General features: G+C 61.8%; 20 protein-coding genes. 12 read left to right on the plus strand and 8 right to left on the minus strand.

The window, feature by feature from the left end; genetic code table 11:
• The first annotated feature begins 21 nt into the window (after nucleotides 1-21).
• Genes JKL46_RS03840 through JKL46_RS03850 form a run of 3 tightly spaced genes read left to right on the plus strand, consistent with a single transcriptional unit; the run spans nucleotide 22 to nucleotide 2,611 of the window.
• Complete coding sequence (locus JKL46_RS03840) at nucleotides 22-855, plus strand: ABC transporter permease (protein ID WP_201830095.1); 834 nt, start codon at nucleotides 22-24, stop codon at nucleotides 853-855.
• A 23-nt stretch (nucleotides 856-878) separates the two neighbouring features.
• A complete protein-coding gene (locus JKL46_RS03845) occupies nucleotides 879-1,754 on the plus strand; it encodes an ABC transporter permease (protein WP_201830096.1) in 876 nt (291 codons plus the stop codon).
• A gap of 14 nt (nucleotides 1,755-1,768) precedes the next feature.
• Nucleotides 1,769-2,611 (plus strand): endonuclease/exonuclease/phosphatase family protein, encoded by an 843-nt coding sequence (locus tag JKL46_RS03850; RefSeq protein WP_201830097.1) that lies wholly within the window; start codon nucleotides 1,769-1,771, stop codon nucleotides 2,609-2,611.
• Nucleotides 2,612-2,618: 7 nt separating this feature from the next.
• Here the strand turns inward: JKL46_RS03850 and JKL46_RS03855 are convergent, their stop codons facing one another.
• The 4 genes from JKL46_RS03855 to JKL46_RS03870 form a co-directional block, all read right to left on the minus strand.
• Nucleotides 2,619-3,239 (minus strand): MarC family protein, encoded by a 621-nt coding sequence (locus tag JKL46_RS03855; protein WP_246529128.1) that lies wholly within the window; start codon nucleotides 3,237-3,239, stop codon nucleotides 2,619-2,621.
• 101 nt (nucleotides 3,240-3,340) lie between these two features.
• The gene (locus tag JKL46_RS03860; RefSeq protein WP_201830099.1) at nucleotides 3,341-3,952 is read right to left on the minus strand and encodes a LysE family translocator; all 612 of its coding nucleotides are present in this window, start codon (nucleotides 3,950-3,952) and stop codon (nucleotides 3,341-3,343) included.
• Between the two features lie 32 nt (nucleotides 3,953-3,984).
• Complete coding sequence (gene rhaI, locus JKL46_RS03865) at nucleotides 3,985-5,280, minus strand: L-rhamnose catabolism isomerase (protein WP_201830100.1); 1,296 nt, start codon at nucleotides 5,278-5,280, stop codon at nucleotides 3,985-3,987.
• Between the two features lie 21 nt (nucleotides 5,281-5,301).
• Nucleotides 5,302-7,407 carry a bifunctional rhamnulose-1-phosphate aldolase/short-chain dehydrogenase gene (locus JKL46_RS03870; RefSeq protein ID WP_201830101.1) on the minus strand — a complete coding sequence of 702 codons (2,106 nt, stop codon included), beginning with the start codon at nucleotides 7,405-7,407 and terminating at the stop codon, nucleotides 5,302-5,304.
• Between the two features lie 224 nt (nucleotides 7,408-7,631).
• Here JKL46_RS03870 and JKL46_RS03875 point away from each other — a divergent pair, with 224 nt between their 5' ends.
• From JKL46_RS03875 to JKL46_RS03905, 7 genes are all read left to right on the plus strand, one after another.
• On the plus strand, nucleotides 7,632-8,441 hold the full coding sequence (locus tag JKL46_RS03875) for a DeoR/GlpR family DNA-binding transcription regulator (RefSeq protein WP_201830102.1): 810 nt from the start codon (nucleotides 7,632-7,634) through the stop codon (nucleotides 8,439-8,441).
• Nucleotides 8,442-8,477: 36 nt separating this feature from the next.
• On the plus strand, nucleotides 8,478-9,473 hold the full coding sequence (gene rhaS / locus JKL46_RS03880; protein ID WP_201830103.1) for a rhamnose ABC transporter substrate-binding protein: 996 nt from the start codon (nucleotides 8,478-8,480) through the stop codon (nucleotides 9,471-9,473).
• A 75-nt stretch (nucleotides 9,474-9,548) separates the two neighbouring features.
• Nucleotides 9,549-11,066, plus strand: coding sequence for a sugar ABC transporter ATP-binding protein (locus JKL46_RS03885; RefSeq protein WP_201830104.1), 1,518 nt, complete (start codon nucleotides 9,549-9,551; stop codon nucleotides 11,064-11,066).
• Nucleotides 11,067-11,084: 18 nt separating this feature from the next.
• Complete coding sequence (locus tag JKL46_RS03890) at nucleotides 11,085-12,104, plus strand: ABC transporter permease (RefSeq protein ID WP_201830249.1); 1,020 nt, start codon at nucleotides 11,085-11,087, stop codon at nucleotides 12,102-12,104.
• Nucleotides 12,101-13,147: an ABC transporter permease gene (locus JKL46_RS03895; RefSeq protein WP_201830105.1), complete on the plus strand. Its 1,047-nt coding sequence runs from the start codon at nucleotides 12,101-12,103 to the stop codon at nucleotides 13,145-13,147. Before JKL46_RS03890 ends, JKL46_RS03895 begins: the two co-directional genes overlap by 4 nt.
• On the plus strand, nucleotides 13,144-13,464 hold the full coding sequence (gene rhaM / locus JKL46_RS03900; RefSeq protein ID WP_201830106.1) for an L-rhamnose mutarotase: 321 nt from the start codon (nucleotides 13,144-13,146) through the stop codon (nucleotides 13,462-13,464). Before JKL46_RS03895 ends, rhaM begins: the two co-directional genes overlap by 4 nt.
• Nucleotides 13,465-13,470: 6 nt before the next feature.
• Complete coding sequence (locus JKL46_RS03905; RefSeq protein ID WP_201830107.1) at nucleotides 13,471-14,838, plus strand: FGGY-family carbohydrate kinase; 1,368 nt, start codon at nucleotides 13,471-13,473, stop codon at nucleotides 14,836-14,838.
• Nucleotides 14,839-15,177: 339 nt separating this feature from the next.
• Here the strand turns inward: JKL46_RS03905 and JKL46_RS03910 are convergent, their stop codons facing one another.
• Complete coding sequence (locus JKL46_RS03910; protein WP_201830108.1) at nucleotides 15,178-16,251, minus strand: GlxA family transcriptional regulator; 1,074 nt, start codon at nucleotides 16,249-16,251, stop codon at nucleotides 15,178-15,180.
• Between the two features lie 151 nt (nucleotides 16,252-16,402).
• On the opposite strand from JKL46_RS03910, the gene JKL46_RS03915 reads away from it, so the two are divergent.
• Entirely contained in the window at nucleotides 16,403-18,286 is a 1,884-nt protein-coding gene (locus JKL46_RS03915) for a tetratricopeptide repeat protein (RefSeq protein WP_201830109.1), read from the plus strand.
• Nucleotides 18,287-18,329: 43 nt separating this feature from the next.
• Here the strand turns inward: JKL46_RS03915 and JKL46_RS03920 are convergent, their stop codons facing one another.
• The 3 genes from JKL46_RS03920 to tam all read right to left on the minus strand — a co-directional run bounded on the left by JKL46_RS03920 (nucleotide 18,330) and on the right by tam (nucleotide 21,688).
• Entirely contained in the window at nucleotides 18,330-20,216 is a 1,887-nt protein-coding gene (locus tag JKL46_RS03920; RefSeq protein ID WP_201830110.1) for a CHASE2 domain-containing protein, read from the minus strand.
• 7 nt (nucleotides 20,217-20,223) lie between these two features.
• A complete protein-coding gene (locus tag JKL46_RS03925) occupies nucleotides 20,224-20,772 on the minus strand; it encodes a FecR domain-containing protein (protein WP_201830111.1) in 549 nt (182 codons plus the stop codon).
• Between the two features lie 142 nt (nucleotides 20,773-20,914).
• The gene (tam, locus tag JKL46_RS03930; RefSeq protein WP_201830250.1) at nucleotides 20,915-21,688 is read right to left on the minus strand and encodes a trans-aconitate 2-methyltransferase; all 774 of its coding nucleotides are present in this window, start codon (nucleotides 21,686-21,688) and stop codon (nucleotides 20,915-20,917) included.
• A 224-nt stretch (nucleotides 21,689-21,912) separates the two neighbouring features.
• Here tam and JKL46_RS03935 point away from each other — a divergent pair, with 224 nt between their 5' ends.
• On the plus strand, nucleotides 21,913-23,301 hold the full coding sequence (locus tag JKL46_RS03935; RefSeq protein ID WP_201830112.1) for a dipeptidase: 1,389 nt from the start codon (nucleotides 21,913-21,915) through the stop codon (nucleotides 23,299-23,301).
• Nucleotides 23,302-23,439: the final 138 nt, after the last annotated feature.

The following is a 23,439-nucleotide window of genomic DNA, read 5'->3' on the forward strand; positions in this document are numbered from 1 at the left end:
TCTCGGGGACGCCCTCAGATCATGGCAAAACCCTCGTTCCTCGGCCTTCTGCTGATCGCGCCGGCGCTTATCATGATAGGCGCTCTTTTTCTTTATCCGCTCGGGTTCTCGCTAGCCGCCGCGTTCACCGAACCTGGAGGCGGACTCTCGCTCACGCATTTCCAGAAGGCGTATGAGCTCTACTCCACGGATATTCTCTTCACGCTCTTCATCGTCGTCGTTTCGACGCTTCTGACCGGTCTGTTCTCGATCGTCATCGCCGGCATTCTGACGCTCAGCGAAACGCCATGGCTGATCGCGACCTTGCGCAACCTCTACCGCTGGCCGCTCTTCATCCCCTTCATCGTTGCAGCCCAGTGCATGCGCACTTTTCTCGCCAAGAACGGCCTGATGAACAATTCCTTCGTGGCGCTCGGGCTGATGGAGCCGATCCAGACCACGAGCTTTCTCGACTGGCGCGGCATCATCATCACCTTCGTCTGGAAGCAGGTGCCTTTCGTGACGCTGATGCTGGCCGGTGCAATGGCCTCCATCGACCGCGCGACGATCGAAGCCGGACGCAATCTCGGCGCTTCCCGGCTGCGGGTGCTCGTTGAGCTCGTCCTGCCTCAGGTGGCCCAGACGCTCCTCGTCGGCCTTGTCCTGTCTTTCGTCACGATGCTGTCGGTCCTGTCCGTCCCGATGATGGTTGCCGGCTCGCAGCCGACCATGCTGACCGTCGACATGGCCTTCCGCATCAACTCCTACGGCGATTACGCGACGGCCAATGCCCTTGGCGTTATTTCCTATTTCATGGCCGGAACGGTGGCCTGGATCTATCTCCGCCACAACGTCAAGCGGGAGGTGCAGGCATGAGCGGGAAGTCTCCCTCACCACCCATGAGTGCTGCACTTGATCTTCAACGCGGCCGGTCGACGGTTCCACCGACATCGGTGGCAAATGCGAGGGTCTGGGCCCTCGGCTCCACGGCTCTCAAGATCGCAGGCCTTGCGATCTTTGCCTTCCTGCTGTTCGGGCCCTTGGCGAATCTGGTTCTCTGGTCGGTCGCGGAGCGCTGGTATACGCCGTTCAAGCTGCCGGTGTCCTACGGCCTGCGCTATTGGGAGGTCGTCTTCCGTCCGACGGGGGATGCCATGTCGTCGCTTGCGACGAGCGTCATCATCGCGTGCCTGACGGTTGTGGTGGCGCTTGCCGTGTCGATCCCGGCCGGTTACGCGCTGGCCCGCCTCAAGCTGCCATGGCGAACGGCACTGATGATCCTGTTCCTGCTGCCGCAGGCATTTCCCTCCGTCGCGATCTACATCAACGTCGCCCGCGTTTTCTACAGCATCGGTTTGACCGGAACGATCACCGGCGTCGTGCTCGTCCATGCCGCTCACGGCCTCGTCTATTCGGTCTGGATCGCCGCTGCCGCCTTTGCCGCCGTCGATCGCGATCTCGAATTGGCCGCGCGTAATATCGGAGCGTCGCCGCTGCGGGCCTTCTTCACCGTCACTCTGCCGCTCGCCGCGCCCGGCATCATGGCAAGCGCGATCTTCGTCTTCCTGGAATCCCTGGACGAGTTCACCGGAACCTTCTTCGTCGGCGTGCCCCAGGTGACGACCCTGCCGCTGCTGCTCTACAACGCCAGCATGGGCGGCAATTATCAGATCGCCTCGATCACGGCGCTCATCCTTCTGGTGCCGTCCGTGCTGTTCATGATCGTCATCGAGCGTTTCCTGAAGGCCGATGTTCTGAGCAAGGTCGGTCAATAGGGCGGTATGCGGATATGCTGAGAGTCATCACGTGGAATATCCAATGGGGCTTGGGAATCGACGAGACCGTCGATCTCAGGCGCCTGATCCACGAGGCACGCGCCATCGCGGATTTCGATGTGCTCTGCCTGCAGGAGGTATCGGACAATTTCGCCAATCTGAAGGGCAATGACGGCAGCGACCAGTTCGCGGAATTCGCGCGCCTTCTGCCGGACTATACGGCACTCGAGGGTGTGGGCCTCGATATCCCGGATGGAGCGGGGAGGCGTCGCCGCTTCGGCAACATGATCCTCTCGCGTCTCCCCGTCGCGCAGGTCCTGCGATACACCTTGCCCTGGGAGGCGGCCGCGACCCGCAACATGCCGCGCGTGTTGCTGGAGGCCGTGGTCGAAGCACCTACGGGGCCTCTGCGCGTCATGACCACGCATCTCGAATATTCATCCAGCGACTTGCGGCGCGCGCAGGTGGAGGGGATCCGCGACGCTCATCGTACGGCTCATGAGCGTCATCTGACACCACGCGAGGACGGACCCGGAACCTATGTTCGCCTTCCGACCACGTCATCGGCGGTGCTGACCGGCGACTTCAACATGCGGTCGGAGGATCCGGTCAAGCGGCGGATATCGGATCCGTTCGAGAACGAGGCGCCGAGGCTCCTCGATGCCTGGGAGGTTGCCAATGGATCAAGTCCGCATCCGCCGTCGTTCTGCCTCTTCGAGCAGTCGAACGGCCCGCCGCATTGCTGCGATTTCCTGTTCGTGACGGAAGACCTTGCATCCAAGGTGCGTAGAATCGCCTACGATCAGAGGTCTCAGGCATCAGATCACCAGCCGGTTCTGCTCGAACTCGATTTGTGACAGGCACTCAATGTGCCAGGTTGAAGGCCTGCTTGATGCCCAGAACGATGCCGTTCACGGCGACGCTTGCGAGAATGAGCCCCATGACCCGGCTGATGACGCTGGCGCCGGCGTCTCCGATGATTTTGATGATCCGGGAGGCCAGCAGCATGAGGACGAGCGTCACACTCAGGATCATGGTCATCTGAACGAGGGTCTCGGCCTGCTCGGCAATGCTGAACTTGCTGTTGTCGGTCAGCGATACGACGGCCAGCATGGCTCCCGGACTTGCGATGGAGGGGATGGCCAGAGGATAGATCGACCGGTCGACGTCGGAGGTTTCAAGATCCTTCTCCTCGGCCTCCGCTTTCGGTTCTCCGAAGATCATCGTCAGCGCGAACAGGAAAAGCACGACGCTGCCGGCGATCTGGAAAGCGTCGAGGTCGATCTCCATCGCCTGGAGCAGCACCTGGCCTGCTACGACGAAGAACAGCAGAACGACGAAAGCGGCGATCGTCGCTCTCAGGGCGGTCCGGCGTGCGGCCTTAGCGCTCATCCCGGCGGTGACCGCCAGAAAGACCGGAAGCGTTCCGATTGGGTCGATCACGACCCACAAAGTGATCAACTCGGTAATATATCGCTGGCTCATCGCGGCCATCCTCAATCGGCACCAGACTAAGTGCTCACGAGGAAGCAAGCCAAGCCGTATCGACGATTTTTCTCGTCAATCGGAGGGCGGGAGGCGCCCGATCAGCCGCGGCTCGCAATCACGGCGGCGGAGCCTGCCATCAGCCCGGCCGCCGACCGATTGACGATGCGGATCTGACGGGAGGAGCGGATGAAGGAGCGCGCCCGTGCCGCGACCGACAGGTAAATCGTCTGGACCGCAAGGTCGATCCCGACGCCCAGAGCGAGGATGACGCCGATCTCCGTCATGGAGAGCGCCGTCATGTCGAAGGCATGGGGAAGAACGGCGCCGAAGAAAACCACCGCCTTTGGATTGCCGACCGTAATGGCGGCACCCGCCAGGATGCCGCGATTGCCCGATGCGGGGGGCTCAGGTTCAGCGCCGCTGGAGGGCGCGTTCCAGAGCTTCCAGGCCAGGAACAGAAGGTAAGCCACACCGAGCCATTTGACGGCGATGAATGCGCCCTCGAACCGGAGAGCCAGGGTCGACAGGCCGAAGATGGCGGCGAGAAGCCAGAGGGCATTTCCGGCTACCATCCCGATCAGGAATGGAGCGCTTGCAGCACCGCCACGGGTGAGAACCTGCGCGACGAGCGCTCCCTGCGCCGGGCCGGGGAGGGCAGCGGCGAGTGCGAAGGGGACGATGAAGAACCAGATATTTCCGAAATCCATCATCCTGTCCTCTCCCGTGCGTGGAGGTCCTATTCTTAGACGATCCCCCCGCTGCCGCCAGTCACGGCCGGGCGCTCCTTGGCAACAGCTGCGCGATAGCCGCTCACCCGGTAGGCAGCGATCGGATCAATGGCACCGCCGGCCTTGAGGCGGGCCTGGGCGAGGATGGGCTCGACATCGGTCCGGTAGGCGGCCTTTAATGTCTCCGAGGCCATGAGGACGTCGTTGCCGTCCTGATAGCCTTCGAGAGCTTTTCGGTCCACGAGGAGCGCCTGAGCATAGGCGCGACGGATCTCGTTGGCGCTGCGGATCAGGCTCTCGATGGGATCGGTCACGTTGTGCGACTGGTCGATCATGTGCGCCGGGTGGAAGCCCTCGACGCCGCGATGCTCGGCATCCACCAGCTCGTTGAAGACCAGGAACAGGCGATGGGGGTCGATGGATCCTGTATCGAGATCGTCGTCGCCGTATTTCGAGTCGTTGAAGTGGAAGCCGCCGAGCTTTCTGAACTGGATCAGGCGGGCGACGATCATCTCGATATTCACGTTCGGCGCGTGATGGCCGAGATCGACGAGGCAATAAGCCTTCTCACCGAGCTCGGTCGCAATCATGTAATTGGTGCCCCAATCCTGCACGACGGTCGAATAGAAGGCAGGCTCGTACATCTTGTGCTCGGAGAAGATGCGCCAATCCTCCGGCAGCCGCTTGTAGATCGCCTTCATGGCATCGAGATAGCGCTCGAAGCTCTTCGTGAAGTTCGACTGTCCGGGAAAGTTCGAACCGTCGCCGATCCATACGGTGAGTGCTTTCGAGCCGATCGCCTGACCGATCTCGATGCATTCGATGTTGTGCTCGATGGCCTGTTGGCGCGTCGCGGCATCCGCATGGCTCAAGGAGCCGTATTTGTAGCTCTTCTCCTGCCCGGGCGCATCCGAGAAGGTGTTGGAGTTCATGGCGTCGAAGCCGAGGCCGAGCGCATCGCCATGGACTTTAAGCCGCCGCGGGTCGTCGACCTTGTCCCAGGGAATGTGCAGCGAAACGGTCGCGGTCGCTCGCGTGAGCTGTTGGATCACTGCGCAATCGTCGAGCTTGTCGAAGATATTGCGCGGTTCTCCCGCGCCAGGAAAGCGTGCGAAGCGGGTTCCGCCCGTGCCGACACCCCAGGAGGGCACGGCGACGAAGAACCGTGCCACCTGGTCGGTGACGGCGTCGATGCTGAGACCGCTGCGGGCGAGCTTGACGCCAAGCGCCTCGTAATCCTCCTTCAGAGCTTTAGCGCGCTTCTCGTTGTCGGCCGCAACAACAGCCGCCGAGATTCTTTGTTCGCTCATGGCATCCTCCCTGGGCAGTGCTTATCGCGTGAAGGACGTCGCGTTGCCTGCATCCACGTTGATGATGTTGCCGGTCGACTTAGCCGAGAGATCGGACGCAAGGAAATAGATCGCCTCCGCGATGTCCTCGGGGAAGACATTCAGCTTCAGGAGGGACCGCTTGCGGTAATGCTCTTCCAACTCGTCGACGGCGAGCTTGGAGGAGGCGGCGCGCTGCTCGCGCCACTCGCCGGTCCAGATCTTCGAGCCGCGCAGCACCGCATCCGGGTTGACCGTATTCACGCGAATGCCGGCCTCCGCGCCTTCCAGTGCCAGGCAGCGGGCGAGATGAATCTCGGCGGCCTTGGCGGTGCAATAGGCGGAGGCGTTGGGGGAGGAGGCGAGGCCGTTCTTCGACGACACGAAGACCACGTTGCCTCCAAGCTTCTGACGGCGGAACAGCCGGAAGGCCTCCCGCGAGACCAGGAAATAGCCCGTCGCGAGAATGTCGATGTTGCGGTTCCACATCGCGAGGTCCGTGTCCTCGACCGGAGCCGAGGAAGCGATGCCGGCATTGGAGACGAGAATATCGATGCCGCCGAATTCCACGCTCGCCTCGATGAAGGAGGAGAGCACCTCCGGCTCGCTCGTGACGTTGAGCTTGACGCCGCGCACCGCGTCCTGGCCGAAGCGTTTGCTGAAATCGGTTACCGTGGAATCCAACGCGTCCTGGTCGATGTCGGCCAACACGACGCAGGCGCCTTCACCGACGAGCCGCTCGGCTGTGGCGCGGCCGATGCCGCCGGCGCCGCCGGTGATGAGGGCGATGCGGCCTGCGAGGCTCTTGGGCCTCGGCATGCGCTGGAGCTTTGCTTCCTCCAATAGCCAGTATTCGATGTCGAAGGCCTCCTGCTCCGGAAGCCCCTGATACTCGGACACCGACGATGCACCGCGCATCACGTTGATCGCGTTGACATAGAACTCGCTGGCGATGCGCGCCGTCGCCTTGTCGCGGGCGAAGGAGAGCATGCCGACGCCGGGGATCAGGAAGATCACCGGGTTGGGATCGCGCATCTTCGGGCTGTTCGAATGCTTGCACTGCTCGTAGTAACGCGCGTAATCGGCGCGATAGGCATCGAGCGCCGCATCGAGACCGGTCAGAACCGCGTCTGCGTTCGGAGACTTGGGATCGAAGTCGAGAACCAGCGGGCGGATCTTCGTGCGCAGGAAGTGGTCGGGGCAGCTGGTGCCGAGCTGGGCGAGGGGCTTCAGGTTGGCGGAATTGACGAATTCCAACACGGCGTCCTGATCGTCGAAGTGACCGAGCTTGCGCTCTGCTTGACCAATCTTGCCGCGGATTTCAGGCATGAGGCGCGCCGCGATCCTGCGACGCTCTTCGCGCGAGAGGCTGGAGGTCACGGCACCGCCGAAGGCCTGTTTGCCTGATGTCTTCTCGGCGAACCATTTGATGGCCTGATTGATGATCCGAAGCGTCAGCTCATAGCATTCCTTGGCCTCGTCGGCCCAGGTAAACAGACCATGGCTTTCCAGCACCACGCCTTTGGCCTTGGGATTGGCTTTCGCAAAGGCCTCGAGGTCGAGACCGAGCTGAAAACCCGGACGGCGCCACGGCAGCCAGCCGATTTCGTCGCCGAAGACTTCCTTAGTGAGTTCGCGCGAGTTCTTCGCCGCGGCGATGGCGATGATCGCGTCGGGATGCATGTGGTCGACATGCTTGTAGGGAAGGAAGCCGTGAAGCGGCGTGTCGATGGAGGCTGCTCGCGAATTCAGGTTGAAGGTGGCGTGCGGCAGGAAGCCTACCATGCGATCCTCGTCCTCGACGCCCTTGTAGAGGGTCTTCAGGGACCGAAGCTTGTCCATATAGAGGGTGGCGAAACCGTCGAGCTTGATGGTTCCCACGTCGCCGCCGGAGCCCTTGACCCAGAGCACTTCCACCGTCTCGCCTGTGAGGGGATCGGTCTCCATCACCTTGGCAGAGGTATTGCCGCCGCCATAATTGGTGATGCGCTTGTCGGCGCCGAGGAGATTCGAGCGGTAGAGCAGGAGGCCGGGCTCGTCGAGGGTGGCCGCCTTGGCATCGTCCCAGTGATCGTCCAGCAGTTTCACGGTTGGGGTCGCTGTATCCACGGTTTCCTCCTCATCCGCTTAGGGGCAAGGATGCCCTAAATTGGGCTGCAAGGTCGCTCCGAGGCAGGGAGTTGTCAACCGAAAACGATCATAAACGATCAATTGCGATCATGATACGAAGGTTGTAGCAGATAATTGATTGACCATGATCGTTCTTGGGAGCAGTCTTTGACGGTAACTTGATCGATGCTGCCGTCGATTCCGCCATCACTTGTCGAGGATTCATGCACGAACGTGAGAGGCACCGGATCATCCTCAGCGCCGTCCAGGAGAAGCCTGTGGCGACGGTGCAGGATCTCGTCGAGCTGACCTCCGCGTCGGAGGCGACGATCAGGCGCGATATCGCAGCCCTGCATGTCCAGGGCCGCCTGCGTCGTGTGCGTGGTGGCGCGGAAGCGCTGCACCCGGCCCAGATCGGAAGCCTCGCCGCCAAGCCGTTTCGCGTGTCCGAGGGTGAGAACGTCGCCAAGAAGCGGGCCATTGCGCGGGAAGCCGTCGCGCTGTGCACCGAGGGCGATGCGATCATCATCAACGGCGGCACCACCACCTTCCAGATGGTGCATTACCTGACGACTCGCCGGCTGCAGGTCTTCACGAATTCCTTCGCGATCGCCGAGCATCTCGTGAAGCATTCCAAGAACCAGGTGATGCTTCCGGGCGGCTCGATCTATCGCGACCAGAGCATAATCCTCTCGCCGTTCGAGAACGATGTGACGCGCAACTTCTATGCCCGCCGCATGTTCATGGGCGCGCAGGGCGTGGGCGCGCTCGGCGTCATGGAGCAGGATGCCCTGATCATCCAGGCCGAGCAGAAGCTGATCAATCAGGCGGATGAATTGGTGCTGATGATTGATGCCAGCAAGTTCCAGCGCCGATCGAGCCTCATCCTTTGCCCGCTGGATCGAGTTTCCACGCTGATCACCGACGACGCCATCCCGGACTCGGCTAGAACCATGATCGAGAATGCGGGAATCAAGCTGATCATTGCCGGCGTAACGGCGGGTCAGGCAACGGAATCCTCCTCGGCGGCCTGAGAGCCGGCAGGAGGTGGTTCGAAAGGGAGGAAGACAATGAAGGCATTTGCAAAGCTTGCCCTCGGTACCGCATTGGGACTGGCTCTGTTCGCCGGGTCGGCGAGCGCGCAGAACGTGAAGATCGGCCTCTTGGTGAAGTCCCTCGGCAACGGCTTCTTCGAGGCCGCCAACAAGGGTGCGCAGGAGGCCGCGAAGGAACTCGGCGGTGTCGAGGTCATCTATACCGGACCGACCACCACCACCGCCGAAGGGCAGATCGAGGTGATCAACGCCCTCATCGCTCAGCGCGTCGACGCCATCGCGATCTCCGCCAACGATCCCGACGCGGTCGTGCCGGCGCTGAAGCGCGCGGCGCAGCGTGGTATCAAGGTCATTTCCTGGGATTCCGCGGTGGGCAAGGACGGACGCATCCTCCATCTCAACCCGTCGTCCAACGAGCTGATCGGCAATATGTGCCTGAAGCTTGCCGCGTCTCATCTGCCGGACGGCAAGGGCGATTTCGCGATCCTGTCCGCAACCTCCACCTCGACCAACCAGAACACCTGGATTGCCGAGATGAAGAAGCAGCTTCCGAAATATCCGGGCCTGAACCTCGTCACGACCGTCTATGGCGACGATCTTGCCGACAAGAGCTACCGTGAGGCTCAGGGTCTGCTCAAGTCCTATCCGAACGTGAAGGTGATCGTCGCTCCGACGACGGTGGGCGTGCTCGCAGCCTCGCAGGCGGTGAAGGATGCGGGCAAGATCGGTCAAGTCTATGTGACCGGTCTCGGTCTTCCGTCCGAGATGGCAGGCGCGGTTCATTCCGGCGCGACGAAGGAATTCGCGATTTGGAACCCGATTGACCTCGGATATTCCGCTACGCAGATCGCCTATCGCCTGATCAAGAACGAGACCGACGGCAAGCCGGGGTCCGAGATCAATGCCGGGCGCATGGGCAAGATCAAGATCGGCGACAACGGCGAGGCAGCCATGGCCGATCCGTTCGTCTACGATAAGAAGAACGTCGACGAGTTCGCCAAGATCTTCTGAGATCGCGGCATCTCGAGAGTGGTGGCGCGGGCAGCCGCGCCGCCCTTTTCTTCCTTGTCTATCGGCGGGTTTTCCATGTCCGTGGTGCAAGCGGCGCATCATACTCTGACACCGCTTCTGGAGATGCGGGGCATCTCCAAGGCGTTTCCTGGTGTCAAGGCGCTCGATCAGGTCGACGTGATTCTCTATCCCGGGACCGTGACCGCCCTGATCGGTGAGAACGGGGCGGGAAAATCCACGCTCGTCAAGATTCTCACCGGCATCTATCAGCCGGATGGCGGCGAGATCCTGGTCGACGGCGCGCCCGTCGAGTTCGGAAATGCCGACGCGGCGATCCGAAGCGGGATCACTGCGATCCATCAGGAAACCGTTCTCTTCGACGAATTGTCTGTGGCTGAAAACATCTTTCTCGGCCACGCTCCGAGAGATCGTCTCGGCCTGGTCAATTGGGCGGCGATGAATGCGCGCGCTGCCGCGCTCCTGACTTCCATCGATGCGCCGATCAGCCCCTATACCCGACTGAAGGATCTCTCGATCGCACATCGACATCTGGTCGCCATTGCGCGCGCATTGTCCGTCGAAGCCCGCGTGGTCATCATGGACGAGCCGACGGCAGCGTTGTCCTACAAGGAAGTGGAAGATCTCTTCCGCATCATCGAACGGCTGAAGAAACAAGGCAAAGCGATCCTCTTCATCAGCCACAAGTTCGAAGAGGTCTACGAGATCGCGGAGCATTTCGTGGTGTTTCGCGATGGGCGCTCCATCGGTTCCGGCCTGCTGTCGCAGACCGGGCAGGACGAGATCGTCCGAATGATGGTCGGGCGCTCGGTCGAACACGTTTTCCCCAAAGTCGATGTGACTATCGGCAACACGGTTCTGAAGGTGTCCGGATACTCGCATCCGACTGAGTTCGACAATATTTCCTTCGATCTGCATCGCGGCGAGATCTTGGGACTCTACGGGCTCGTCGGGGCCGGGCGCTCCGAACTGTGCCAGGCCCTGTTCGGCATCACCCGCCCGAGCGCGGGCATGGTTGAACTCGAAGGCCGACCGATAGCTCTGCACTCTCCGCGCGATGCCATCGCCGCCGGAATCGTCTACGTGCCGGAGGAGCGCGGGCGGCACGGCGTCGTCCTGCAGATGCCGATTTTTCAGAACATCTCCATGGCGACGCTGGGCAAGACGACGCGAGCGGGCTTCCTACGGCAGGCCGAGGAATTCGCGCTCGCCCGCCGCTATGCGGAAAGACTTGATCTGCGCGCTGCAGCGCTCTCTGTGCCCGTCGGCACGCTCTCAGGCGGAAACCAGCAGAAGGTCGTTGTCGGCAAGTGGCTCGCCACGAGGCCCAAGGTCATCATTCTGGATGAACCTACGAAGGGCATCGATATCGGCTCGAAGGCGGCCGTGCACGCCTTCATGAGCGAACTCGCTAGCGAGGGCTTGAGCGTCATCATGGTCTCTTCCGAACTGCCGGAGATTCTCGGCATGTCCGATCGCGTGCTGGTGATGCGTGAGGGGCGGATGGCTGGAACCTGGAGGCGCGATGAGCTCGACGCGGAAACGCTCGTGCGGGCGGCGACAGGCAATGTGTGATCGGACAGGGAAGTCATGATGAGCCGTATCCTCACGTATCGTGAACTCCTCCTGGCAGCGATCATCATCGTCCTGATCGCGGTCTTCGCCTACCGCGCGCCTGGATTTGCCTCGCCTGAAAGCCTGGCCAATATCTTCAACGATACGGCGATCCTGATCATTCTGGCGCTTGGCCAGATGGCGGTGATCCTGACGAGGTCCATCGATCTGTCGGTTGCCGCGAATCTTTCCTTCACAGGCATGGCCGTGGCGATGATGAATGCGGCCTATCCGGGAATTCCGCTGCCGGTATTGATCCTCTGTGCCCTCGCGATCGGCGCGGCGCTCGGCGCCATCAACGGCTTCATGGTGTGGAAGATCGGCATACCCGCCATCGTGGCGACGCTCGGCACGCTCACGGTCTATCGCGGCATGGCCTTCGTGTTGTCCGGCGGGGCCTGGGTCAACCAGACCCAGATGACGCCGATCTTCCTCGATGCGCCGCGCACCTCGGTGCTCGGGCTTCCCGTGCTCGGCTGGACGGCAATTCTCGTCATCGCGCTGATTGCCGTCACCTTCACGCGTACGGTCTTCGGACGGACGCTCTATGCCGCCGGCGGCAATCCCACCGCGGCGCTCTATGCCGGAATCAATGTCGGCCGCACGCGCTTCTTCGCCTTCATGCTCTCAGGCGCGCTGGCGGGTCTCTGCGGCTATCTTTGGGTATCGCGCTATGCGGTTGCCTATGTGGACATCGCCGCAGGATTCGAGCTCGATACGGTCGCGGCTTGCGTCATCGGCGGGATCTCGACGTTGGGAGGGATCGGCTCCGTGGGCGGAGCGGTGCTCGGCGCTCTCTTCCTGGGCGTGATCAAGAATGCGCTGCCTGTGATCAACATTTCGCCGTTCTGGCAGATGGCGATCTCAGGCCTGGTGATCATCATCGCAGTGCTGTTCAACGCCCGGCAGGAGCGGCGCAAGGGTCGTCTCATCCTTCGCGACGCCGCGAAGCAGCGACCTTCTTTGGTGAATGCGCAAGCGGGAGGAGCCGCTGCATGAGCATGCTCACGCTCGAGAAGCAGCCTATCAGGCATATCCCGGACAAGCTTTCGACCCCGATGGGACGCTTTTTTGGAAGTTGGGAAGCCCTGCTGGCTGCCGTTGCGATCGCGATCTTCATTGCAAACTCGTTCGCGTCCCCTCACTTCCTCGATCCATGGAACCTGTCGGATGCGACCTACAACTTCACCGAGAAGGCGATGATCGCCTTCGCGATGACGCTGCTGATCATCTCGGGCGAGATCGATCTGTCGGTCGCCGCCATCATCGCTCTGGCCTCGACCGCCATGGGAGCCGCAGCGCAGGCCGGATTCCAGGCGCCGGCCCTTGTCGGAATCGGGCTCGGGGTCGGGCTTCTGTGTGGTGCCTTCAACGGATTTCTGGTGGCGCGCATCGGCCTTCCCTCCATTGTCGTGACGATCGGCACCATGAGTCTCTTTCGCGGGATTGCACAGATCGTTCTCGGCGACCGCGCCTATGGTGGCTACCCGACGAGCTTCGCCTGGTTCGGGCAGGGCTACATGTCCGATTTTTCCTGGTGGCCGGCGCTGCCCGGTTTCGAGGTCGTGACCGTCGAGATGGTGGCCTTCGTGATCTTCGCGCTGATTTTCGGCATCCTGCTGCACTGGACCGCTTTCGGGCGGTGGGTCTATGCCATTGGCAACAATGCTTTCGCGGCGCAGTTCTCAGGGATCCCGGTTCAGCGCACCAAGTTCGCTCTCTTTCTTCTGACCGGCGTGATGAGCGGCGTTGCTGCCATCTGCCTGACATCGCGCTTGGGATCGACCCGCCATACCATCGCGGCGGGGTGGGAGCTTGAGGTCGTGACCATGGCGGTGCTGGGCGGCGTGAGCATCCTCGGTGGTTCCGGCACGATCCCCGGTGTCGTGCTTGCTGCCATCGTCATGGGTCTCGTCACCTTCGGCCTGGGGCTTCTCAACGTGCCCGGCATCGTCATGTCGATCTTCATCGGCCTGCTGCTGATCCTGGTGATCGCGCTGCCGATCGTCGTCCGCCGCATCCGTTCAAAGGCAGCAGCATGATCAGGGAAAAGTTCGCCTTCACGATGAAACTCAATCCGGGCATGGAAGACGAGTATCGGCGCCGACACGACGAGATTTGGCCGGAGCTTGTCACGCTCCTGAAGGAAGCAGGCGTCGAGGATTATTCGATTCATCTCGACCGGGACACCGGCACGCTCTTCGGCGTTCTGTGGCGACTGAAGGATCATCGGATGGATGATCTGCCGAACCATCCGGTGATGAAACGCTGGTGGGCCTACATGGCCGACATCATGGCGACGAACTCCGACAATTCACCGGTTCAGAAGCCGCTCGTCGGCGTTTTCCATATGGCTTGATCACACATGAATGTTGCTGTGCTCGATGTCGGCAAGACCAATGTAAAAGCGGTCATCGTCGATGGACGGGAAAGGCGCGAGATCGCAGCCCGGACGAGACCGAACCGGGTCTTGACCGACGGACCTTACCCGCATTTCGATGTCGACGGCATCTTCGCGTTCTTTCTCTCCGCCTTGAAGGAGCTCCATGCGGAGTTCGGCTTCGAGGCCATTTCGATCACGGCCCATGGTGCAAGCGGAGCGCTTCTCAAGGACGATGGATTGGCGCTGCCTGTCCTGGATTACGAGTTTCGCTATCCTGCGGAGATCGAGGCCGCCTACGACACGATCAGACCACCCTTTGCGGAGACGTTTTCGCCGCGCCTGCCTGGCGGCCTTAATCTCGGTGCGCAGTTCCACTACCAGAAGAACGCCTTTCCGGAAGCCTTTGCGAGAGTGCGGACCATCGTCACCTATCCGCAGTACTGGGCCTGGCGGCTGACGGGAATTGCAGCGACCGAGGTGACCTCCCTCGGATGTCACACCGATCTCTGGTACCCGAGAGAGGGCCGATTTTCCGCTCTCGTCGATGCGCTGGGAATTGGCGATGATCTGGCGCCGGTGCGAAATCCGTCCGATGTTCTGGGCAATGTGACCGAGGGGGTTGCGGCTGCGATCGGGCTTGCGCATCCGGTGCCCGTCTATTGCGGCATCCACGATTCGAATGCTTCACTTCTGCCGCATCTCGGTCAGAACGAGCCTCCCTTTGCTGTGGTCTCGACGGGCACATGGGTTGTGATCTTTGCCATCGGCGGCGACCTGGATCATCTCGATCCGCGGCGTGACGCCCTCGCCAATGTGGATGCCTTCGGCCGCGCGGTTCCATCCTCCCGCTTCATGGGAGGGCGTGAGTTCGAACTCCTGACAAAAGGGCAGGGCACTGCGACACCTCATGCCATTCAGCGTGTCGTCGATGAAGGTATTTTTCTCACGCCGAGCGTCGTGCCCGGATGCGGGCCGTTTCCCGATGCCGAGCATCGCGTTGAGAATGCTGCGATGGGACTCAGTCCCGACGAAACTTATGTCGCCGCCTGTCTCTACACAGCCCTGATGACGAAGGCATGCCTCGATCTGACAAGGGCCGCGGGTCCGATCATCGTGGAAGGGCCGTTCGCGCGAAACGCTCTCTATGTGGAGGCGTTGTCGAAGGCGACAGGGCGCTCCGTCAGGCCTGTCGCAAGCTCCACCGGAACAAGTGTCGGTGCAGCACTTCTTGCTCTCGGATCATCGGAGCGCAGCGGACTTCAGTTGAGTCACGCCGAGGCATCCGGTCGTCTTTCCTCTGCCTTTCGTGACTATTGCGCGAAATGGAGTCAGCTGGCGCAGGCCGGATAGAATCTCATGTCTCGAAGCTGCGAGAGCTGGTCTGAGCGTTCGTTATAATGATGCCGTTGCGCACTTCCAGGCTCTCGCCACATTGCAGCCGCACTGCGACGCTTAGCTGGCATATAGGCGCCACTGGCTCCTATGGGTATGACAGCAAGAGTGGAATGAGTTGCCAATGAAGTTGGAACGAAAGAACCTAACACTTGCTCAGGATACGAGTGCCGTCCTGACCGAACTCGAGCGGACGATGGTCGCATCGATCGCCTTGATGAAGCGCCTCAGGCGTGAGCGGAGGCGTTCCACCCGCAGCAATGGTTCAGTCGAGCATCAGGGCGCTGCAGAGTAGGTTCAGACGCGAGATCCGCCCACGAGCCGGAAGCTTCGACCACCCGGTCGGCTTCCGGGCTGGACCATCGCTGGCGTGCCGAAACGGCTGCGATATTCGGTGGGGCATATGCCCGTGTGACGCTTGAACAGATCACGGAAGAAGATCACATCCTCGTAGCCGACGGCTTGGCTGACCTCCTGAATGCTTTGGCGACCATCCTCCAAAAGCCGCTTCGCCATCGTGATGCGGATCGTGTGGATATAGCTCAGCGGCGTATGCCCGGTTGCATCCTTGAAACGGCGAACAAAGTTTCGCGGGCTCATGCCGACTTTGGCCGCGATTGCGTCCACGCCGATCGCGTTCCTGTAATGCCTATGGACCCAATCCTGTGCGCGCTGGATGCTTTCGTCACGATGTACTTTGCGCAATATGACATCGGCGAAGGCGACCTGCCACGTGCGCGGCATTTCGATCAATAGGGCCTTGGCGCATTCCAAAGCCAGATCGCGGCCTGCGAACCGCTCGACCAAATACAGACTCAAATCCGCGGCCGAATTGATGCCACCGCTGCAGAGTACATTTCCTGCATCGGTGATGAGATAGTCAGGCTGCCAGTCCACATCGGGAAAGCGCCTGCGGTAGACCTCCGTCAATCCCCAGTGAGTCGTGGCGCGCCTGCCGTCGAGCAGGCCGGCTTCCGCAAGGAGCGCAACACCGGAGCAGACTCCCGCGATCTTCGCACCGTCTGCGGACCATTTCTTAAGCCAGGGAATGATGGCCGCGTTGCAGGTGATGACGGAATCGATGTCATAGCCGCTCTGCATCATTGTATCGAGCGGCAGTCCGCCTGCTGGCACGAACACGATGTCCGGTCGCTCCACATCCTCCACAGAACAGGAGGGCGTGAGCGAGACCAGTCGATCGGTCACCGCAGGCGTGCCTTGGAGGGTTGCCGTCGTCACGCGAAATCGAGGTTGCGGTATCCTTCCGGTCAGGAGATTCCAGAGCACGCCGGTGTTGCGGAAAATCTCCATCGGGAGAAGCGCGGTCGAGGCGCATCCGCCATTCAGAAACAGAACGACCACATGGAGCATTGCGATGTCTCCTTGGCAGTTTTGCCCCTTTACGTTGTCATGATCGCCTATGCCGGGCAAGCGAAGTTGAGGGCACAATCATGCGATACGTGCGGTCTGGCACCACAAAGCCGCGCGCCTTGGCATTCCTTCAGTATGGGAACCTGTGCTCATGAGGATTCTCCTTGCCCGGCACAATCGCCTCTCGGTGAGATCCATCCTTCTCTCGGCCAGCGCGGCGATCGCGCTTCTCGCAGCCGGCTCCTCGGCCGATGCCTGCCCGCTCGGTAGCCATGACAGCCCGAGGGTCCGGATGCTTCATGCCTTGCAGAAGCCCAGCCAGGCGGGCACGGGGCATCATGCGCAGATGGCGCAGCTGCAGTCGCAGCCGCAAAGCGTGCAGCCGAAGCGCACGGAGCTCGGCGCCTATGGTCGCGATCTGCCGAAAGGAGCGGCGGCACCCAGTGTGGATGAAAAGCCCCCGATTCACCCCAATATGGGCAAGCTGTCCTGGATCGTGACCAACGATCCGGCAGGGTATGCTCAAGCCTATTTCGATCAGGGTTATCGTTTGGGCTGGGGTTTCAACCATGCCGAGGCCGCGCGGTCATTCCGGGCGGCACAGGACCTCGACCCGAATTGCGCCATGTGCCTGTGGGGCGAGGCTTGGGTGCTCGGTCCGCACATCAATTATCCGATGGACGCCGATGCGAATGCCCGTGCCTTGTTCGTGCTTGAAAAGGCCAAAGGCCTTGCGGCGAAGACTGGCGACATGCAGACAGCCCTCGTAGAGGCCTTATCGAAGCGGCATTCGCCGGATCCCAATGCCGATCGCAAGGCTCTGGACCAGGCTTACGCGGATGCCATGGAAGCCGTGCAGGTCCGTTTCCCGCAGGACGCCAATGTCGCTCTGCTGACGGCCGATGCGCTCATGAATCTGACGCCCTGGGATTACTGGGCCGATGGCGGGAAGACGCCGAAAGGCAAGACGGAGAAGATCGTTGCGCTGCTTGAGGGCATACTCGGAACAACCCCGCTCGGTCCGCTGCAGCCGAGCCCCGATCATCCGGGTGCAATCCACCTCTACATCCACGCGGTCGAGTCATCGGATCATCCGGAGCGCGCGGCCCCTCATGCTGCGCGGCTGGAGGCGCTCATTCCCGGTGCAGGTCACCTCGTGCATATGCCGAGCCACATCTGGTATCGGCTCGGGCGCTGGCGTGAGAGCCTCGATGCCAATGTGCGCGCGGCGGCTGCCGACGAAGCTTTCTTGGGCAAGGGGGGCGCGAGCGTTCTCTATTCGGAGGCTTATTATGCCCACAACGTTCACTTCGTCATGGTCTCCGCCCTGACGGGAGGAGACGGACGCACCGCCATCGAGGCGGCGCAGAAGCTTTCCGGAATAGTGTCCGACCGTGCCAAGCGTGAGGTGCCTTGGACGCAGCCGATTGCCGCCGCTCCCTACAACGCCCATGCCGTGTTCTCGAAGCCGGAGGACGTGCTGGCCCTTCCGAAGCCGGAGGGTGATTTTCCCCTCGTCGAGGCATCGTGGCATTACGCCCGCGGCATCGCTCTTGCCCGCCTTGGGCGAGCGGACGAAGCTCGCGCCGAGGCTGCCGCCATAGATATCCTGGCGAAGAGGCCAGAGGTCACGGGTCTCGTCGATGCTGGCGTCCCCGGCCCCGACCTGTTGGCCATCGCGTCGCATGAGATTGCGGCACGCATTGCGCAGACATCGGGTGATCCGGCAAAAGCCGCCTCGCTGTTCGCCGAAGCGGCAGGCATCCAGGACCGGCTGCCCTATATGGAGCCACCGTATTGGTATTATCCGGTGCATCAGTCCCTCGGCGCCGCCCTGATGGCTCAGGGCAAGCCTGCGGAAGCGGCAGTGGCATTCCGGGAGGCTCTGCAGCGCTCGCCGAACAATGGCTGGGCGGCAGCAGGATTGCTTCGCGCCGCGCAGGCGCAGGGCGATCAGAAAGTGGTCGATGAGGCACAGGCCTTGATGCAGAAAAACTGGTTCGGCAGCGAGATGCCGGCGCCCGACCGGCTTTAATCCTTCCGCTTATTGCGCAATATGCGAAAAGCTCCGATGCGGGTCATCGGAGTTTTTCGGTGATCGCATCAGATTGCTTCGTTCGCTGCCAAAGCCAGACGGGAACCGAACCGGAGCGGCCGCGGATCGAGGCGTCAAGCGTTCCGTTCAACGATCCCGAGATCAGGACGGAACGCGCATCTCCGGCAGCCCTGTAGAGATCGTCGCTCAAGGCGACGTCCGCTCGATGAGCAGCCGCCACTTCCATCAGGCGGCTTGCTATATTTACAGTATCTCCGATCGCCGTGATGTGCTGGTGGCTGTCGCCGCCGAGACGCGATGCGATGATCATGCCGCAATGGGCGCCGATCTTGAATCCGATGTGTGATGCAACGGCTTCCGGCAAACTCCCAATCCACTCCTCCATGCGCGAGCTCAGGGCGACACAGGTATCGACCGCGTGGCGGGCATCGTCGGGCGAAGGATCGGGAAGACCGAAGATGATCATGGCGCCATCTCCCATGAAGCCTGCAACGATCCCGTGATGCGCCACCGCCTGCCGATCGACGATCGCGTGAAAGCCGCGGAGGATGTCGCGAGTTTCATCGAGCGGCAGGACTTCGCTGAGACCGGTAAAGCCTGAGAGATCGATGAAGACGACGGCAGCTTTCTGGCGCACGGGCGTTGCGAGAAATCCCGGATCCTTCACAAGTCTTTCGGTGAGGCTCGGTGCTTGAAAGCTGCGCAGGGCTCGGCTTTGGGCGCTGAAGCGGTCCGCGCGACTGCGGTCGAGCCAAAGTCGTGCTGCGCCGAAAAGAATTGCTGGTGGCACCGCGGCCAGCAGAGGCAAGGTCGCACTCAGCCAGATGCCATGCGCGAACGCCACCATCGTCAATCCTATCCACAGGGCCGACACGAGCGCGATGAGGGCAAATGCCAGGACGCTACGATGCCAGGACAGGAGCATGATGAAGAGGACGGGCAAGGTGAAGGCCACGGCGGCATCGACGAAGCGAATACGGTAGTCCCGCACCAGAGCGTCGCCGTCCACCAGATGGGAGATTGCCGTCGCCAGAACTTCGACGCCCGGCAGAACGGGATCGAATGGCGTGGGAAAGGTATCCCCTCCGCCTGCGACTGTGGCGCCGACGACGATGATCTTGTCCCGTATCGCCTCACCCGCAACCCTGCCGTTCAGCACCTCGTTGGCGCCGAGGGTGCGAATGGTCCCGCCGGGCCCGTAGAAGCGAAGCGGCAAGGCATATCCTTCGGCTGTGCTCGATGTCGTAGATCCTAAGACGATGCCGTCGGGTTGCAGAACAGGGTCGCTATTCACGGCGACTGAGACCGCTCGCAGCGGAAATGATGGCCAGATCCGGCCTCCCGAACGCAGCAGGAGAGGGAGGTGGCGCGGCACGCCGGATGCATCGGTCGCAATATTGACGACGCCAAGCGCCGCGGCATCCGAGAACGTCGCTCGAGGCAACAGCAGGTCCTGTGCCTCCGGGAGGACCAAGGCGCTGCTGTCTTGTGAACCGGCTGCCGGCGGGCCACGGCCGAACAGCCCTGCTGCCGCGAGAACGCTCGGGGTTTCTCGCAGGGCCGATGCGAGTGCAAGATCGCCTTCTGCCGATCCGGGCTCGATGAAGAGCACATCGACCGCGACGACCTTCGGCTTCATGCGGCCGATGGTGGAAACGAGGGCCGCCATCGTCGCGCGTGGCAGTGGATACGAGCCGACCTCTCGCACTGTTTGATCGTCGATCGCGACTATGACCACGTCGCCGGGCGCCGGGCGTGGCCCTTGAAGGACGAACCTCAGATCTGCAAGCGGCGCTTCAAGCCGGTCGAGCACTGCTATGCCGCCGTGCAGATGAACGAATGCCAGTCCGAGGCCCCATAAGCCGGTCAGGACCAAAGCGATGAGCGTGACCGTCCGGCGTCTGCCCATCGGGATCCTACCGACCGAAGCGCGCCAGGAGCGCGGCTGCGCGCGCCGCCGGCCACCGCCTCACCACGAGAGGAGCCGTTCCCGGTTCGACATCCACGCCTTCTCCCGGACCGAGATTCACGCTGCGCGTATTGGTTGCCCGCCTGACCGAGACGCGCCCATTGACCACAAAGACGGCCGTCTTTCCCGGGCTGACATCGACGACCCATTGAGTGCCGCGTACGGCAGCGATGGCCTGCGGAGTCTGAACCTGGAAACCCTGTCGGAGAGCAGCCGGCGGAGCATCGATGAGAATGGCTCGGTTCTGGAGATTGACGGCATCGGGAGCGGCATCCCGATTCCGGTCCACGAGACTGAAAGTGGACCCTGGTTCTGCTTCGATGGTGAGGCCGTCGCGACAACGCAGAACCTGCCTTTGAGGGGATCCCGCGGTCTGCAGCACGCATCCGTTTTGCTGCGCGAGAGCCTCGTCGGCGAGAACGCACGCGAAGAGAGGCAGCAGAGAGCGGACTGCCGCGGCAAAGGCTGCTCGCCGTCCGGATCGGCGCGAGACCATGATCACTCTCCAAGGTCCGCAAAAGTGAAACATCATCCAAGAGGGATGCAATGGCTGGTGTTTATACTATGCGGGAGGCTTTAGAACCAGCGATGTGCCGGATGTCACCTTCCGATCTAAACTTCGGGTGCGGATGCTTCTGTCAGGGCCGTCGGGCGACAAAAAACAGGCGCGGGAAGCGCAGGAGCACCTTGCCGTCACTTTGGAGTGGGTAAGCCTTCGCGATTTCGCCGCGATAGCGGCGCAGATATTCCTCCTGCTCCTCACCGGTCAGCAAATCGAGATAAGGTTTCAGCCCGGTGCTCTTGAACCATTCGGCGATCGCGGCAGCACCGTCGAGAGGGTGGACATAGGTCGTCTGCCAGATGTCGACCGAGCATCCCGTTCGCCTCAGCCACAGATAATAGTCGTCGAACGAGCCGATAGCTTCTCGCGCTTCGACAGCCGGAGCGAGCTTGCCCGCCCATGGTCCCGCCTGTGCGATCTGCCTCATGAGACGATGGGACGACTCGTCGAGATTGTTGGGCATTTGCACGGCAAGGCATCCGCCATCCGCAAGGAAGGAGACGAGGCGTGTGAGGAGATTTGCGTGATTGGGAAGCCATTGCAGAACCGCATTGGCGAAGATCAGATCGAACCGCTCCTTCGGCTCCCAAGTCGCGACATCGGCCTCCTCGAATGCCAGGCCCGGAAGACGCTTGCGTGCCTTGGACAGCATGTCGGGGGAGCTGTCGAGGCCGAGAATGCGTGCCGAGGGAAAGCGCTTGACGATCAGCTCCGTGCTGTTGCCCGGGCCGCAACCGAGATCGACGCCGTTTCTCGGCTCGCCCAAAGGAACACGATTGAGCAGGTCGATCGACGGTCGGGTGCGCTCGTCCTCGAACTTCAGATACTGGCCTGCATCCCAATCCTTCACCGGCATTCCCTCACTTCGGCAAGATCGCGATCAAGTTTTCGCGTGCATCGCGGCGCATCTGACCATCGCCACCGGGATTTGGCAAATTGACCCGATGGATCCCGCGGCTTGGGAGCCAGGCGATTCGGGGCTTTTGCGCATGGCATTGAGGCGCTACAACACCAGCCCCATCCTGAGAAACTGTTCCGCTATCGTCGTTCGGAGCAAGCAGCAAGGACCTTTCCGTGACCGACCATCTCTCCGCCGTACTCGACCGCATCGATGCCGATCTCGACAGGAGCCTTGAGCGTCTCTTCGAATTCATCCGGATTCCAAGCATCTCGACTGATCCCGCGTACAAGGATGAATGCCGTCGGGCGGCGGAATGGCTTGCCACGGAACTGCGTGAGCTCGGGTTCGACGCCTCAGCCAGGCTGACGGGCGGCCATCCGATGGTCGTCGGCCATCATGGGCAGGGGGCAGAAGGACCGCATGCGCTGTTCTACGGCCATTATGACGTGCAGCCGGTCGATCCCATAGAGCTGTGGAATACACCGCCCTTCGAGCCGACGCTGGTGGCGGCTCCCAATGGCGACACCTGGATCGTCGCAAGAGGTGCCTCCGACGACAAGGGCGCTCTGATGACCTTCATCGAGGCCTGCCGCGCCTGGAAGGCGGTGTCGGGCGATCTTCCCATCCGCGTCTCGATCCTGCTGGAGGGCGAGGAGGAATCCGGAAGCCCGAGCCTCCAGCCGTTTCTGGAAGCGAACCAGAAGGAATTGTCGGCGGATGTCGCGCTCGTTTGCGACACGGACATGTGGGACAATGACACTCCGGCTGTGACCACCATGCTGCGTGGGCTGGTGGGCGAGGAGATCGAAATCACCTGCGCCGACAGGGATCTCCATTCGGGCATGTTCGGGTCCGCCGCCCGCAATCCGATTCACCTGCTCACCGACATCCTCGCCTCGCTGCGCGATGCCGACGGACGCATCACCTTGCCCGGCTTCTATGATGGCGTGCAGGAACTGCCGGCAGAGGTGAAGGATCAATGGAACCGTCTGCCATTCGACGAGGCAGGCTTCCTCGGTGGGGTAGGCTTGAGGATACCGGCGGGTGAAAAGGGGCGCAGCGTGCTGGAGCAGGTCTGGGCGCGTCCGACCTGCGAAGTCAACGGGATCGTCGGCGGCTATACGGGCGAGGGCTTCAAGACGGTCATTCCGTCGAAGGCCTCCGCCAAAGTGTCGTTCCGCCTGGTCTCCGGGCAGGATCCGATGAAAGTCCGGGAGGCGTTCCGCGCCCATGTCAAAGCGCGGATCCCTGCCGACTGCACCGTGACCTTCAAGGAACATGGTGGCAGCCCGGCGCTCAGCCTGCCGCTCGACGGGCCGTGGCTCAAGCCTACTCTGCAGGCACTGACCGATGAATGGGGCAGGGAGGCGGCCCTCGCCGGCACCGGCGGCTCGATCCCGATCGTCGGCGATTTCAAGCGCCTGCTCAACATGGATGCGTTGATGGTGGGCTTTGCCCGCTTCGACAACCGGGTGCATTCGCCGAACGAGAAATACGACCTTTCGAGCTTCCATCACGGCATCCGGTCCTGGGCCCGGATCCTGGCAGCATTTGCCCGCTAGGAAAGCCTTCCGGCGGTTCACAAATTCTGTCCTCAAACGCCGCCATGGATTCAACTGGCATGGATCCATGGCGACATCCAAATCGTTCCGCCCTATATTGAGGGTATCGGTTACGGTTACGCGTGACCTCGCACGATG

The sequence above is a fragment of the Microvirga zambiensis WSM3693 genome (assembly GCF_016735695.1).
Classification (GTDB): domain Bacteria; phylum Pseudomonadota; class Alphaproteobacteria; order Rhizobiales; family Beijerinckiaceae; genus Microvirga; species Microvirga zambiensis.

Coding starts and splice junctions, on each gene's coding strand:
- JKL46_RS03905 (WP_201830107.1), top strand. CDS start 13,471: ATGAATGTTGCTGTGCTCGATGTCGGCAAGACCAATGTAAAAGCGGTC.
- JKL46_RS03920 (WP_201830110.1), bottom strand. CDS start 20,216: ATGGGCAGACGCCGGACGGTCACGCTCATCGCTTTGGTCCTGACCGGC.
- JKL46_RS03885 (WP_201830104.1), top strand. CDS start 9,549: ATGTCCGTGGTGCAAGCGGCGCATCATACTCTGACACCGCTTCTGGAG.
- rhaS (WP_201830103.1), top strand. CDS start 8,478: ATGAAGGCATTTGCAAAGCTTGCCCTCGGTACCGCATTGGGACTGGCT.
- JKL46_RS03875 (WP_201830102.1), top strand. CDS start 7,632: ATGCACGAACGTGAGAGGCACCGGATCATCCTCAGCGCCGTCCAGGAG.
- JKL46_RS03840 (WP_201830095.1), top strand. CDS start 22: ATGGCAAAACCCTCGTTCCTCGGCCTTCTGCTGATCGCGCCGGCGCTT.
- JKL46_RS03890 (WP_201830249.1), top strand. CDS start 11,085: ATGAGCCGTATCCTCACGTATCGTGAACTCCTCCTGGCAGCGATCATC.
- JKL46_RS03860 (WP_201830099.1), bottom strand. CDS start 3,952: ATGATGGATTTCGGAAATATCTGGTTCTTCATCGTCCCCTTCGCACTC.
- JKL46_RS03910 (WP_201830108.1), bottom strand. CDS start 16,251: ATGCTCCATGTGGTCGTTCTGTTTCTGAATGGCGGATGCGCCTCGACC.
- JKL46_RS03915 (WP_201830109.1), top strand. CDS start 16,403: ATGAGGATTCTCCTTGCCCGGCACAATCGCCTCTCGGTGAGATCCATC.
- rhaI (WP_201830100.1), bottom strand. CDS start 5,280: ATGAGCGAACAAAGAATCTCGGCGGCTGTTGTTGCGGCCGACAACGAG.
- JKL46_RS03925 (WP_201830111.1), bottom strand. CDS start 20,772: ATGGTCTCGCGCCGATCCGGACGGCGAGCAGCCTTTGCCGCGGCAGTC.
- rhaM (WP_201830106.1), top strand. CDS start 13,144: ATGATCAGGGAAAAGTTCGCCTTCACGATGAAACTCAATCCGGGCATG.
- JKL46_RS03855 (WP_246529128.1), bottom strand. CDS start 3,239: ATGAGCCAGCGATATATTACCGAGTTGATCACTTTGTGGGTCGTGATC.
- JKL46_RS03845 (WP_201830096.1), top strand. CDS start 879: ATGAGTGCTGCACTTGATCTTCAACGCGGCCGGTCGACGGTTCCACCG.
- JKL46_RS03850 (WP_201830097.1), top strand. CDS start 1,769: ATGCTGAGAGTCATCACGTGGAATATCCAATGGGGCTTGGGAATCGAC.
- JKL46_RS03895 (WP_201830105.1), top strand. CDS start 12,101: ATGAGCATGCTCACGCTCGAGAAGCAGCCTATCAGGCATATCCCGGAC.